Annotated in this window: 7 protein-coding genes, 3 tRNA genes, 2 rRNA genes, 1 pseudogene, 1 riboswitch and 1 other annotated feature; of the genes and pseudogenes, 2 read left to right on the plus strand and 11 right to left on the minus strand. The window is 40.8% G+C overall.

All coding sequences use genetic code 11. The features are described from left to right. Positions 1-1630: 1630 nt before the first annotated feature. The gene (locus BTN49_RS01295; RefSeq protein ID WP_097355702.1) at positions 1631-2377 is read left to right on the plus strand and encodes an HAD-IA family hydrolase; all 747 of its coding nucleotides are present in this window, start codon (positions 1631-1633) and stop codon (positions 2375-2377) included. 445 nt (positions 2378-2822) lie between these two features. Here the strand turns inward: BTN49_RS01295 and thiH are convergent, their stop codons facing one another. From thiH to thiC, 6 genes are read right to left on the minus strand one after another with little or no spacing between them, the layout of a single operon-like run. Then, positions 2823-3935, minus strand: a complete 1113-nt coding sequence (thiH, locus tag BTN49_RS01300) for a 2-iminoacetate synthase ThiH (RefSeq protein ID WP_097355703.1) — start codon at positions 3933-3935, stop codon at positions 2823-2825. A gap of 16 nt (positions 3936-3951) precedes the next feature. Beyond that, the gene (locus tag BTN49_RS01305) at positions 3952-4722 is read right to left on the minus strand and encodes a thiazole synthase (protein ID WP_097355704.1); all 771 of its coding nucleotides are present in this window, start codon (positions 4720-4722) and stop codon (positions 3952-3954) included. Between the two features lie 2 nt (positions 4723-4724). Next, positions 4725-4925 (minus strand): sulfur carrier protein ThiS, encoded by a 201-nt coding sequence (gene thiS / locus BTN49_RS01310; protein ID WP_097355705.1) that lies wholly within the window; start codon positions 4923-4925, stop codon positions 4725-4727. Continuing rightward, positions 4906-5700: a HesA/MoeB/ThiF family protein gene (locus BTN49_RS01315; RefSeq protein ID WP_097355706.1), complete on the minus strand. Its 795-nt coding sequence runs from the start codon at positions 5698-5700 to the stop codon at positions 4906-4908. The genes thiS and BTN49_RS01315 overlap by 20 nt, the downstream gene beginning before the upstream one ends. Continuing rightward, positions 5678-6343, minus strand: coding sequence for a thiamine phosphate synthase (thiE, locus tag BTN49_RS01320; RefSeq protein ID WP_097355707.1), 666 nt, complete (start codon positions 6341-6343; stop codon positions 5678-5680). The genes BTN49_RS01315 and thiE overlap by 23 nt, the downstream gene beginning before the upstream one ends. A 10-nt stretch (positions 6344-6353) precedes the next feature. Further along, complete coding sequence (thiC, locus tag BTN49_RS01325; RefSeq protein ID WP_097355708.1) at positions 6354-8255, minus strand: phosphomethylpyrimidine synthase ThiC; 1902 nt, start codon at positions 8253-8255, stop codon at positions 6354-6356. Positions 8256-8374: 119 nt separating this feature from the next. Beyond that, positions 8375-8474, minus strand: a riboswitch (TPP riboswitch). Positions 8475-9138: 664 nt separating this feature from the next. Here thiC and BTN49_RS19900 point away from each other — a divergent pair. Then, positions 9139-9441, plus strand: a pseudogene (locus BTN49_RS19900) (transposase); the annotation flags it as partial. 1629 nt (positions 9442-11070) lie between these two features. Here the strand turns inward: BTN49_RS19900 and BTN49_RS01335 are convergent. The 5 genes from BTN49_RS01335 to BTN49_RS01355 form a co-directional block, all read right to left on the minus strand. Beyond that, positions 11071-11147, minus strand: a tRNA-Asp gene (locus tag BTN49_RS01335). 107 nt (positions 11148-11254) lie between these two features. Further along, positions 11255-11370, minus strand: a 5S ribosomal RNA gene (rrf, locus tag BTN49_RS01340). Positions 11371-11564: 194 nt separating this feature from the next. Next, positions 11565-12020, minus strand: a sequence feature (23S ribosomal RNA rRNA prediction is too short). A 414-nt stretch (positions 12021-12434) separates the two neighbouring features. Continuing rightward, a tRNA-Ala gene (locus BTN49_RS01345) sits at positions 12435-12510 on the minus strand. A 33-nt stretch (positions 12511-12543) separates the two neighbouring features. Further along, positions 12544-12620 (minus strand) — tRNA-Ile (locus tag BTN49_RS01350). A gap of 64 nt (positions 12621-12684) precedes the next feature. Then, positions 12685-13425, minus strand: a 16S ribosomal RNA gene (locus BTN49_RS01355); the annotation flags it as partial.

A 13425-nucleotide genomic window follows, 5' to 3' on the forward strand; every position in this document is an offset into this window, starting at 1 on the left:
GGTGATAAACTAAATCTTCGTGATCTTACCCCGTTTTCTGAAATCCTATATTTACTCTTAGTTTACTCCAGTTTCTAGTGCAATTTCAAACCATTGATCATTAGTGAGGAACCGTGTCTCTGGCGGAGATCCCACCGAACGCTTTCATGAATATATTGCAGGATTGTAAGAAATAGGACTCAATTGAGTCCTATTTCTTCGGGAACAGGCACTGAGAAAACTAGAATCTCAACGGAGGTTTCCATCCCTAAGATAGGCAAAATTAGCAACTTAGTAAGTTGTATAAGTTAATCCCTGAGTGTCCGGGAGGTTCGTAGTGAGAACACGTTTAAAGCGAAGTTGCTTCGATTTAATACCTGTGAAATTCATTCATGCCTTTTATCTATTCAATCGTGCTAAATGTATCCCAGATAGGGATATGCCTTAAGCTCCACCACATATAGTTTCTGGTAGAAAATTCCTAGGTAAAAGAACAAGCAATCTGTTTTAAGCTTTTTTGTTTACAGATTGTTGTTTTTTAAAAAAGCAATGCGCATATATAACTAAGTTAATTCATGGTTACGTTGAACCTAGTGATTAGCTTACAACTGCATAATTATGCTAAGGACTTGAGCTAACAAGGTAATGATTTAGTAAAATTTACACATCTCTAGGGTTGACGTATTTACTATGGACGTTTATGTCAAAGCAATGAGGAGTGTTTATTCATATGGCATCTAAGCTAAACTCTGTACCTTTAATACTTATCTATCTCGATAACGAACTGGTTTTTCTTGTTTTTTACTACTCAATAAAGTGGATATTTCTAACCTAGTACGGAAACCTAGTTTATGAAACAAGTAGCCAAATATATTGATATTTCTCTGGCTAAATGGCAGGTGACTAAATAAGCGGGTCTGTTACCCTAGATAAATATCTCAATCATTCCCTTAATTACAAGATCCAACAACTTACGGCTTCCGCCTACTACGTCGTGTAATCTTATGTGAGTAATAACCAAATATAGAGTTAGTGTAATCACACTAAGCTACAACAACCCTAAGAAATATCAACTGAAATTTAGCAGTTTTGCCGTTCGAGTGTAGACATTGTGTTGTTTTCTTATTTTTTAGTAGTTGATGGAGTATTGAATGTCAATTTAATCAAGAGCATTACAATACCTAAAAAAGACTGGATATTGCCGAAATACCTAGAAGTCTATAAAATCTATCAGATTCTTTCTTTGGAGGGTTACAACCAGTTATCTATAGGTAACTGTACAATTATGGAATTAATTGTATAGTGCTTATGGGTCTCAGTTCCCTTGCTTGTTATCCTGTGCAAAGGTGATATGCGGGTAATTATCAGAGGTACTAAGGCACGCATTGTTTACTCTACGGGCATGGCGAAAGAATAGCTAATAAATCACCCCAAGGTTACAATCACATTGGGTAAAGAGATCGAAGAAGCACTATTTATTCCCAAGTTATGAATCCCTATGTTGTCACGTAATGTATAAAAACGTATGGAATGTTAAGGCACAAAACAAGCCATGAATAACCACAGCAATCTACATAAAATCATGCAAAGTTTATGTTGCCACCCCCCTTCTGAGCATGGAGACGTAAAGAGGATAAAAAGGAGCAGAAATATGAAGTTTTATCGACGTTGGCAACCTGTTGCTGCACTTACCTTTGACTTGGACGACACCCTATATGACAATCGTGAAGTGATTGTTCGTGCAGAACGACGTCTTCGTAATTGGATGGAGATACACTGCAATGCAATTGCATCGTTCGATGCTGCACAATGGAAAATGATACGTCAACAAGTAATTAGCGATAATCCTAGGTTAGTAGGGTTTGTAACTGAAATTCGCCGTGCTCAAATATTGCTAGCAGCTTCTATTTGTGGGTTACATACATCCAATGCTAAAACACTGGCCGATGATGCTATTGAGTTTTTCTTGTTTGAACGGAGTAACTTCAGCGTTTCAGATCAGACAATTGAAACATTGTCCTCGCTCTATTCTCATTACCCGTTAGTGGCAATCACCAATGGTAATGTAGATTGTGACAGATTGGGTTTATCACCTTATTTTCAGCGGGTAATAAAAGCAGGTTCCGATGGGCACCCTAAACCAGACTTAGCACTATTTGATATTGCAAAGAATTGGCTAGGCTTGCCTACGTCAGAGATCTTACATGTAGGTGATCACCTACAAGCCGATGTACGCGGCGCTAAACTGGCTGGTTTTAAAGCATGCTGGTTTAACGATACCCATAAACCTTTGATGTTACAGCAACGAGCATCATTCCTGCCTGATGTTGAAATTTCTCATCTTAGTCAACTACTAATCCTGACTTACACCTTTAACCCTACTTCTAAATTAAACTAAGTTACACATAAGAAATGAACACTATTTACACCAAACTGCTATTCAACATCTATCATAACTTAAAAAGTATAATGATGAGTAAAGTCTCAGATATTCTCGATAAGCAACATGGTTATTTTGGTTCAAAAGTAGCTGTTTGATCTCCCATTTTCAGGCTCTAGTTTCTCAAACTATTAATACGCCTTGAGATGACGAAGGCCGGTTATTTCATTAATACGCAAATCCTAAGAAATCATCGAAGTGCTCCAACTTTTTACTGCAAGCAAAACCTCTTTTATGCCGTCATCTACTTCACCATCACGAGTTATATCCTATTGGGTTTCAAGTAGTTGTTGCTACTTCTTGGTCAAAGTTACTTTCAGAACACCTAGCTTGATCCTCATCTTATTGAGCATCAAGAATCTTAAAATTAATTTTGTATACCAACACTTTCAAGTCTAAATACTCAGCCAGAATATCCAGAATGCCAATCTTTCCACACAACGGCGAAGCCTGACTGTTTCACGGCGAGAGCAACATCATGGGCGCTTCGTTCATCACCTACCGAAAACTGCTCTAGAGCTGATTCATCGTTAGCATAGCCCCCAGGTTTTGTTTTAGATGCCGCTGACATAGAGGTAATCCCCAATGGAAGCACCTTATCACGAAATGTGGGTGACTCTCGGGTGGATAGTGATAATTCTACTTCAGGGTTAAGCAACCGATAAGCACAAATCAATTGAACTAATTGTCGATCATTCATCACCGACTTAGGTTGAAGAACACCTTCACATGGTCGTAACCTCGGAAATGAAATGGAATACCGACTCTGCCAGTACATGTGCTCAAGATAATCAAGATGGCTGGCAACAAAAAAACTATCTGTGCGCCACTCCTCAAGCCCGATCAGTACACCAATGCCAATTTTATCGATACCTGCACGCGCAAGCCTATCAGGCGTATCAAGCCTGAATTCAAATTCCATTTTATTACCACGCAGATGATGATCAGCATAAGTAACTCGATTGTAGGTCTCCTGATAAACCATAACTCCATTCAGACCCAAACTACGAAGTTCAGCATATTCATTTTCTCTTAGTGGCTGCACTTCCATCGACAGATAACTAAAGTGATATTTTATCGCAGGCAAGACATCTCGAAAATACTCCATCCCAACTTTCGTCTGATGCTCACCCGTAACAAGCAAGATGTTGTCGAAATTCATCGATTTTATCGCTTTGCATTCACGTTCAATTTCCATTAAGGACAAAGTCCGTCGTTTTATACGATTTTCCATGGAAAAACCACAATAGGTACAAGTATTTGCGCATAAGTTAGATAAATACAGAGGAACGTAAAAGTTCACTGTGTAGCCAAAACGGCTACGAGTTACCGCCACTGTTTGTTGAGCCATTTGTTCTAAAAAGGGTTCAGCAGCTGGTGAAACTAGTGCCTTAAAGTCCTCTAAATCACGTTTAGACTTTTCCAGTGCGCGTATTACATCAGATGCCGTTTTACTGTAAATAGACAGACGAATGTCATCCCACTCAATGGTTTTCCAATACTCAGAAAAGCTCATCCTACCTCCCTAATCATCAAGTAATGACATCAAGAAATGCGGTGAACGGACTCGACGCTACAGTTTGATGAATTTTACCAGAAAGACCTGCTTCGTATGCCATGCGACCACTTTCTACTGACAGCTTAAAAGCATGAGCCATCACTACGGGATACCTAGCAGATGAAATGGCGGTATTCACCAACACAGCATCTGCACCTTTTTCCATCGCTTCAGCGGCATGAGACGGTGCACCAATTCCTGCATCAATGATAACAGGGACTTTAGCCTGATCTATGATGATGTCGAGAAAATCACGAGATACCAACCCTTTATTACTGCCAATCGGCGCACCAAGTGGCATAACCGCAGCACAGCCGCTTTCTTCAAGACGTTTACACAAAACTGGATCGGCGTGACAGTACGGTAGTACCACGAAACCTTCACGTACTAGCGTTTCTGCCGCCTTAAGAGTTTCTATCGGATCTGGCATTAGGTATTTAGGATCAGGGTGAATTTCTAGCTTCAACCAATTAGTGCCCAACGCTTCACGTGACAATCTCGCCGCAAAGATAGCTTCCTCAGCAGTTTTAGCACCTGAAGTATTAGGTAATAAATAAATGCCTGAAGCAATCAGTGGTGCTAGTATATCATCGTCTGGATTTTTAATATCAACCCGTTTAAGTGCCATGGTCACTAATTCAGATCCGCTTGCCTCAATACTCTCAGTCATTACCTGAGTACTTGGAAATTTTCCCGTTCCAGTAAACAGACGGGATAAAAATGTTTTACCTGCAATCATTAACATGATTACCCTCCTGCGATTGCTTGAAAAACAGCCACCTTAATACCGTCACTCAATAATGTGTACTTCCATTGTTTACGGGGAATAATTTCACCGCTAATAGCAATAGCGATCGCTTGATTAGACAATGTCAATTCACCCACCAAAGCTAAAAGATCAGATGCCATGACAGGAGAGTATATATTATCATTTAACCAAATCTTCATCTGGCACCTCTCTTAATTTAGGACTACAGATATCACACTCAGGATCACTTTGTACCAACAGAGCATGCAGCAATAATGTTTTCCCCTCAAACTGATAAAAACGTGTGTAAGGACTCGCTTTTTGGGTCAGAAACTTCAATGTTTCTAATGCTTGCAGGTTTCCTATGATGCCAACGACAGGTCCTATGATGCCAGAACTTTGGCAATTTCGAGATAATGCATCACTACCCATAGGAAATAAACAGTGGTAACAAGGTGATGTGCTGAATCCGAAGTCAAATACCATCAGCTGCCCATTCCAACCAATCGCCGCTCCTACAACCAAGGGTGTACATAGGTTAATACATGCTTTATTTATAGCCTGCCGAGTTTCCATATTATCGCTACAATCCAGCACAATATCGGCAAGAGACACTTCTATCTCTAGCACCCTTTCAGAGAGACGACGCTTAACCGGACGACACTGAACATTTTTATTCAACGCTTTGAGCTGAGTAGCCAAGGCATTGGCTTTAGCTATCCCAATATCACTTTCCCGATAAGCCACTTGTCGCGCTAAATTAGAATATTCAACCGTATCATCATCTGCGATCACAAGGTAACCGACTCCTGCTCCAGCAAGATAAAGACCCGCGGCAGTACCAAGACCACCGCAACCAATAATCAACACCTTAGCATTACTCACAAGATGTTGAGCGACTTCCCCCCATTCAGGTAGCATGATTTGTCGACTGTAGCGTTCGAACGCCTGATCAGATATAGGAGGTATATTCATTTCTTGCCTCCTCTGTCAATATTTCCAAGAACGACTGTAATGTCGCCACTAAATCACTAGATTGAGTGATCGCGCGAACCACAGCAATAGCCTCGACACCGGTTCGCCACACACCCGGCACAACAGCAAGGTCAATACCACCAATTGCTACGGTCGGAAACCGTCCATTGACCGTGTTAACCTGTACTTTGAGTTGATGAATTCCTTGAGACGGTGTTGACATTTGTTTGGTGGCGGTGGGAAAAATATGTCCAATCGCAATGTAACTGGGCACTAGCGACAGGGAAAGGTCTAATTCCTCTGCAGTTCGCGTCGACACGCCAAGTTTAATCCCCGCTTGTGCGATTGCATCTAGGTCGGCAAGTTCTAGATCAGCTTGTCCAAGGTGAATACCGTAAGCACCCGCTACTACCGCTTTTTCCCAATGATCATTAATAAAAACTTGTGCATTATAGAATTTACCGCAGACAACAGCTTCTTTGATCATAGCTTCTAAGTTTGGATGTTTTGCATCTTTAACTCGTAGTTGCACAGTGCTAACACCTAACGCCAATAATCTTTTCAATAACGTAATATCATGTACTACCGGATAAAGAGGGGAAATATTCCTCTCCATCCGCGCAAAAGGTATCGAATATTTCATATTGTCCTGCCTACACCTTCCGATGATATAGATCGCTACCGTTGATTAAAAGCTCTACATCTTTTTGCTGTCCTCCCTCTTGTGTATGGACTTCAATCACGTTACCAATTTCTTTATTCTTTGCATATTCACGCACTTCATGGCTAATTTTCATAGAACAAAATTTTGGTCCACACATTGAACAAAAATGTGCAACTTTACCAGATACATGTGGAAGAGTTTCATCATGATAAGTACGTGCAGTATCAGGGTCTAGAGAAAGATTAAATTGATCATCCCAACGGAATTCAAAACGCGCTTTTGACAGTGCATTATCGCGAATTTGTGCTCCTGGGTGACCTTTGGCTAGGTCTGCGGCGTGCGCACAAAGCTTGTAGGTAATGAGTCCAACTTTCACATCATCTTTATTTGGCAGGCCAAGATGTTCTTTTGGCGTTACGTAACACAGCATTGCACAACCAAACCAACCAATCATTGCCGCACCAATACCAGACGTGATATGGTCATAACCTGGTGCAATGTCTGTTGTCAGGGGGCCTAATGTGTAGAAAGGTGCTTCATGGCAATACTTGAGTTGCTCCTCCATGTTTTCTTTGATCATGTGCATTGGTACATGACCAGGGCCTTCAATCATTACCTGAACATCGTATTCCCAAGCGACTTTTGTGAGTTCACCCAGAGTATGAAGTTCAGAGAATTGAGCCTCATCGTTTGCATCTGCAATTGATCCAGGACGCAGTCCATCTCCTAGAGAAAGTGCCACATCATATTGCGCACATATTTCACAAATTTCACGAAAGTGGATATAGAGGAAACTTTCTTCATGGTGCGCTAAACACCATTTCGCCATGATAGACCCACCACGAGATACAATACCCGTGATGCGGTTTGCTGTCATCGGAACATAAGCAAACAGAACGCCTGCATGAATGGTGAAGTAATCTACACCTTGCTCTGCCTGTTCAATTAGGGTGTCGCGCATGACTTTCCAGTTAAGATTTTCAGGAATACCTTTTACTTTCTCAAGTGCCTGATATATTGGAACAGTACCAATAGGCACTGGACTGTTTCGTAGTATCCATTCTCTAGTTTCATGGATATTTCGACCTGTTGACAAATCCATTACGGTATCCGCACCCCATCTGGTCGCCCAAATCAGTTTCTCTGTTTCCTCTTCAATCGAAGATGTAATTGTCGAATTGCCGATATTAGCGTTCACTTTCACCAAAAAATTCCGGCCGATAATCATCGGTTCAGTTTCTGGGTGATTGATATTAGAAGGAATAATAGCACGCCCTTCCGACACTTCTTTTCTTACAAATTCTGCTGTGATTTCTTTGGGCAACTGAGCACCAAAGTTATGACCGAGGTGTTGACGGTTGAGTTGTTCATTTACATAATGGTGACGCTTCATATTTTCACGAATAGCAATATACTCCATTTCCGGAGTAATAATACCCTGACGCGCATAGTGCAGTTGTGTTACACATCTACCAGATTTCGCTCGATGAATCCTTGGTAGATTGCCAAAACGCATTTGATCCAAGGTTTCATCACTCAATCTAATCTTTGCAAATTCTGACGTTACGCTCTCTAATAATTCGGTATCAGCACGTTCAACAACCCAATTTTCACGAAGCCTAGGTAAGCCCGCATATACATCAATCTCGTAATCTGGATCGGTGTAAACACCAGAGGTGTCATATACACATATTGGGTCATTATCCTCAAATTGTGGATTGCCTTTACTACCTCCAATTAAGCTTGGCGCTAGGGAAATCTCACGCATGCCGACTCTAATATCATGACAAGAGCCTTCGACATAGGATTTCTTGGAATTTGGAAAGGGGCACACCGACAGAGTATCGATAAAGATTTTAGCTTCATTTCTTATTTTTTTACGACTCGACACAGCATTACTCCATTATTATAGAAATAAACGCTTGCCGGATTTTCTCCCTAAGAGGTGAGATAGCAATTAAGATACCTACCCCTAACAATGTTAACAGGCTCTATGGAACAACCTATTTGCTATTTGCTTCTCTTGTTTCCTTCGCAGGTATTAACCTGATTCAGGTTCAACGGATCCCGCTCACACAGTCTCAGCCAAATGGCACTCCGACAAGTATCAACGGGTAGTATAAGTAAACTATGCTGATACCTCAACTACCATTATCATAACTAACTTCGTATTAAGATCTGAAAACCTATACATGTCACAAATATACATACTGCAACGTTTAATCTAATATTAAATCCTAAATTGAGAAACTCGGTTTTTGAAGCATCAATACGTTATCCATTTAAAACCTTGAGAAGGTAGTAAGCGCACCGAGAAATCCAGTCATGTGTCCAATAAGTTGGAAAAGCACATCGGCATCACTGATAACTTAGTTGCATGGGTGTCCCCCGTTCCAGATACCATTATTTTTAGCAGTTCTTATCGGCGTTGTTTTCCCAAGTATCTGAACTAATCACAATTCCTACGATCAGATTATCATGGAGTTAAGCGGAAGGAGATGATGGGAAATGTATTTTAAAACTTCTACTTCGTGGATTAAAAGGCTTTCTCAATTCGGTTTTTACGTTGATAAATATCCTGTTAAAACCTCCTAAATACACCTGAAATTAGTAAGCGTTTGAAGACCTTAAAAGTTAAGTACAGCTTGCCGAGTCGAGGGGCTGTCTCCCACGTCGTTATTGATACCACAGTCCTAAAAGGATACGACAAAGGTTAATAAAAAGCGCTTAAACACAGTAAATATAAGCGGCATATCTGACACAAACTTCATCTTGCAGTTGATGTATCTACTCATGAGGTTATTGCTGCGGAAGTTAGCCTAGTTTCTGTAGGTGATAATGAGGTTTTACCTATATTTCTTAACCCATTACGACGAAATATACAGCAAGTCAGTGCTAATGGAGCCTATGACACAAGAGCGTGTCACCACGTACTGAAAAACAAAGGAATAACGCACGGTATTCCACTTCGAAGCAACCCGAGGTACTGGAAGGAAGGGCATCCTAGAAATGAAGCCGTTAAGATTTTTAAAAGAGGACAAACTGGCGGAGAGGAAAAAGGACAAGGATTATCATAAACTCTCATCAGCAGAGACAGCAATATTTTGCCATAAATAGTTGCTTAGCCATAAAATCACTCTTCTTGATTACAATAATCAAGTTGGTGTAGCGCTAGAAAATATGAAAGAAATAAACAAGGTTATTAAACTCAATATGCCTGTTCGCCAGTAGACTAATTAACCTGAGTTGCGCATAAGAAATGCACTAAATGCCAAAGTCTCGATCCGATAGTTTAAAAAACTATTGTCTGCATAAGCAAGTGGGCATGAACAACCTAGACGCTGTGTTCGTCGATGTCGACAACTTTTACTAGACTTTCCTCCCCATGCAGGGAGGAACATTTAATTGCTTCCAATTTCAAACAAAAAAATAAAGCTTCTCACCTCATCAGTTAGCAAAGTGATGATGATAGTAATAGCTTTCATCAATCTGGATATCGAGATTTCAAAATTTATTACATCCATTTTATTTTTCGCTACCTCACTGATGAATCTCCTAAATTAGTCCAGCTACACGCAAATGCTCCAGCTCATGCAAGATATTCTGGATCCTCTTTGCTTTTGCTTCACTCACCGTCAGTCAAGGCCGATAGGGATTGCTTTTGTTTATTAGTCTACACTACAGATTTATCACAACCTATGCATTCTCAGATATTAGCTTTTTAAAAGGACTATGAAGCGAGGAAAAGGAACGATATCTAACATGGATGATATAAAGCCTGTGTTGGAAAGGGCTGAGGAGATTTGGGGTTTTTATACGTAGACAAAGATTAGATCTCTGGTCCATTGGAGTGGGAACTTGTAGACAAGAGAGTGATACTGATAACGGGTATGAAAAAGAATATGAAACCCAAAGGGATGAAACTTTTGGATTACCTAATACTCCGGAAATAATTTATTATTGAAACCGTTTTTGACCAACTAAAAACATATCCTAAAAAAACATATCCTAAATTGGGTCTACTTAGCACCGTAGTTGTATCAGATTTAGGGACAACTTGCTGACAGGGTTCCTCACATATTCATCCCAACTAAAGTAGCCAAGCATCAAGATGACTCGGCTTGACAAGCAAGCGCTTATGCAGATCTGCGGTTAATTAAGACTGTAAAGAATTTGGATCAGTGCGTTATAAGCCTGTTTTTATTAAAAACGCCCTTCATCGGAGTAGCTATTTTAATCCACAAATATCGCAGTAACGTATTTTACAATCTCAACGATGGAGCAGAAACTCTATCAAACACAACTACAACCATGTAATCAAAATTATAAATATGCGAAGACAGAAGACAGATGATACGAAATAGATAAGGATGGAGAATAAGAACTTCAATTTATTGGTCACGTATACAATAATTTGTCTCCCTGTGGAGACCCTATCATTATGCAGGGAGGCACATTTTGTAGAAACACATAGTTTTATTTCTTAAGGTCATCATAAAGGTTATCGTGTTGTCAAGGGTTAGGCCGTATATTCCAACTTATTGAAGTCATACCTAGAATTTTAAATCACGACTCTACCAGTTAAGGTGATTCCCTCTATAGCAGAAATGGATTCCATTGACATTTGTAGAGATAAATGTATAAATAAGTATGTGAATTTCCACTAGGAAATGAAGTCGTCATTTCTGACGAAGCTTCACAATAAATGGCGGAGCGGACGGGACTCGAACCCGCGACCCCCGGCGTGACAGGCCGGTATTCTAACCAGCTGAACTACCGCTCCACACAAACAGGAATATTTTTTCATGTGATTTTTATCATTCATAATAAAAACCTGTTATTTTGTTGTTCACCCCTATTATTTCCCAACAAAATAGGGAGTAATTAAAAACTTGGCGATGTCCTACTCTCACATGAGGAAACCCCACACTACCATCGGCGCTGATACATTTCACTACTGAGTTCGGCATGGGATCAGGTGGTTCCATAACGCTATGATCGCCAAGTAAATTTATTTTTATCCCGCATCTTAGGATTCATTCTTGGCTTTATTGTTTATCCCCTTCACTTAGTCATATACCTATCGTACATTCCTTCACTCAGTGAACTTACCACGTTGAACCCTATCTACGCCTTGTTTTAATGGCAACAAGATAATAAATCCTAAGAAACTGACTACTCTCAAGACACATTCAATGTTCAATTTAAGCCCTTTGAAACCCATTGGGTGTTGTATAAAGGGTGTTGTATAACTAGGACTCCCAATACTAGTTCACTATCGGGCAGTCATAGCCGTGACGGATGATCCCCCATCTTACTCGTTTCCATGTCAAACGAACAGTAGTTTACAGGTTTATCACCCCGCATCAATTCACATTCCACTGAATGTGACTGACCGAAAAAACGATTAAGGGCTAATCCAAAGTTGCCCTCCACTACTACGGAACCTCAATAGATTTCCTTTCCTTTTGGTGCTTAGATATTTCAATTTCCAGAGTTTGCCTAATACAACTACAGACTCATAGTATGTTACTGACTCATGTCAGTAGGATTTCCTATTTGGAAATCCCAGACTAAACTGCTTTTCATTACCTTACCAGGGCTTATCGCAAATTGATATGTCCTTTATCATCTTTGATTGACAAGGCATCCACTGTCCACGCTTAATCACTTAATCAGCAACCCCAAAAGGTTTCTTTTTGTTTTAACTCCTAACAAGCACAAACGAACACGAACACGTATTAGGGTATAAACAACCAAGATTTTCTCATTAAGAAACCCTTAAAATTCAATAAACGCTTTCTCCGAACTTAAATATTGCTTTAATTCCCTATTTTAGGAGAAAGATACAACCCCAGTACACCTAAATGTATATTTTTAATTCATTTTAATATTTAATACTGCAAGTAAATAATATCTGAGAACTTGACAATTCTCTTTAAATATCTTTAACGATAAAGAATCAATTTATTCCTAATAATAAATCTAATAATTAGCTTTCTAGATTTTTAAAGAACAAAGTTAGGCGTATATACTTACCCGATACATTCGGTTTAATGTCTTTAGTAAGTGGTGGAGTTATGCGGGATCGAACCGCAGACCTCCTGCGTGCAAGGCAGGCGCTCTCCCATCTGAGCTATAACCCCATCAGGATACTTAGCGTGTCCAGCTTAAGCTGTTGGTGGGTCTGAGTGGACTTGAACCACCGACCTCACCCTTATCAGGGGTGCGCTCTAACCACCTGAGCTACAGACCCACGCCAAGTATCTCTTTTCTTAACCTATACAACTTGTGTGGACACTTGCATTAATAACTATGTTTAAGGAGGTGATCCAGCCCCAGGTTCCCCTAGGGCTACCTTGTTACGACTTCACCCCAGTCATGAACCACACCGTGGTAAACGCCCTCCCCTAAAGGTTAAGCTATCCACTTCTGGTGCAACCCACTCCCATGGTGTGACGGGCGGTGTGTACAAGGCCCGAGAACGTATTCACCGTGACATTCTGATTCACGATTACTAGCGATTCCGACTTCACAGAGTCGAGTTGCAGACTCCGATCCGAACTACGACATACTTTGTGGGATTCGCTTCACCTCGCGGTCTCGCAACCCTCTGTATATGCCATTGTAGCACGTGTGTAGCCCTACTCGTAAGGGCCATGATGACTTGACGTCATCCCCACCTTCCTCCAGTTTATCACCGGCAGTCTCCTTGGAGTTCCCACCTTTATGTGCTGGCAAACAAGGATAAGGGTTGCGCTCGTTGCGGGACTTAACCCAACATTTCACAACACGAGCTGACGACAGCCATGCAGCACCTGTCTCAGAGTTCCCAAAGGCACACCGAAATCTCTTTCGGCTACTCTGGATGTCAAGAGTAGGTAAGGTTCTTCGCGTTGCATCGAATTAAACCACATGCTCCACCGCTTGTGCGGGCCCCCGTCAATTCATTTGAGTTTTAATCTTGCGACCGTACTCCCCAGGCGGTCTACTTAACGCGTTAGCTCCGAAAGCCACGGCTCAAGGCCACAACCTCCAAGTAGACATCGTTTACGGCGTGG

The organism is Candidatus Enterovibrio escicola (genome assembly GCF_002464935.1).
GTDB classification, from domain to species: Bacteria; Pseudomonadota; Gammaproteobacteria; order Enterobacterales; family Vibrionaceae; genus Enterovibrio; species Enterovibrio escicola.

Bases quoted from the DNA above. Each gene is read 5' to 3' on its own strand.
- thiS (WP_097355705.1), bottom strand. From the start codon at position 4,925: ATGAAGATTTGGTTAAATGATAATATATACTCTCCTGTCATGGCATCT.
- thiH (WP_097355703.1), bottom strand. From the start codon at position 3,935: ATGAGCTTTTCTGAGTATTGGAAAACCATTGAGTGGGATGACATTCGT.
- BTN49_RS01315 (WP_097355706.1), bottom strand. From the start codon at position 5,700: ATGAATATACCTCCTATATCTGATCAGGCGTTCGAACGCTACAGTCGA.
- thiE (WP_097355707.1), bottom strand. From the start codon at position 6,343: ATGAAATATTCGATACCTTTTGCGCGGATGGAGAGGAATATTTCCCCT.
- BTN49_RS01295 (WP_097355702.1), top strand. From the start codon at position 1,631: ATGAAGTTTTATCGACGTTGGCAACCTGTTGCTGCACTTACCTTTGAC.
- BTN49_RS01305 (WP_097355704.1), bottom strand. From the start codon at position 4,722: ATGTTAATGATTGCAGGTAAAACATTTTTATCCCGTCTGTTTACTGGA.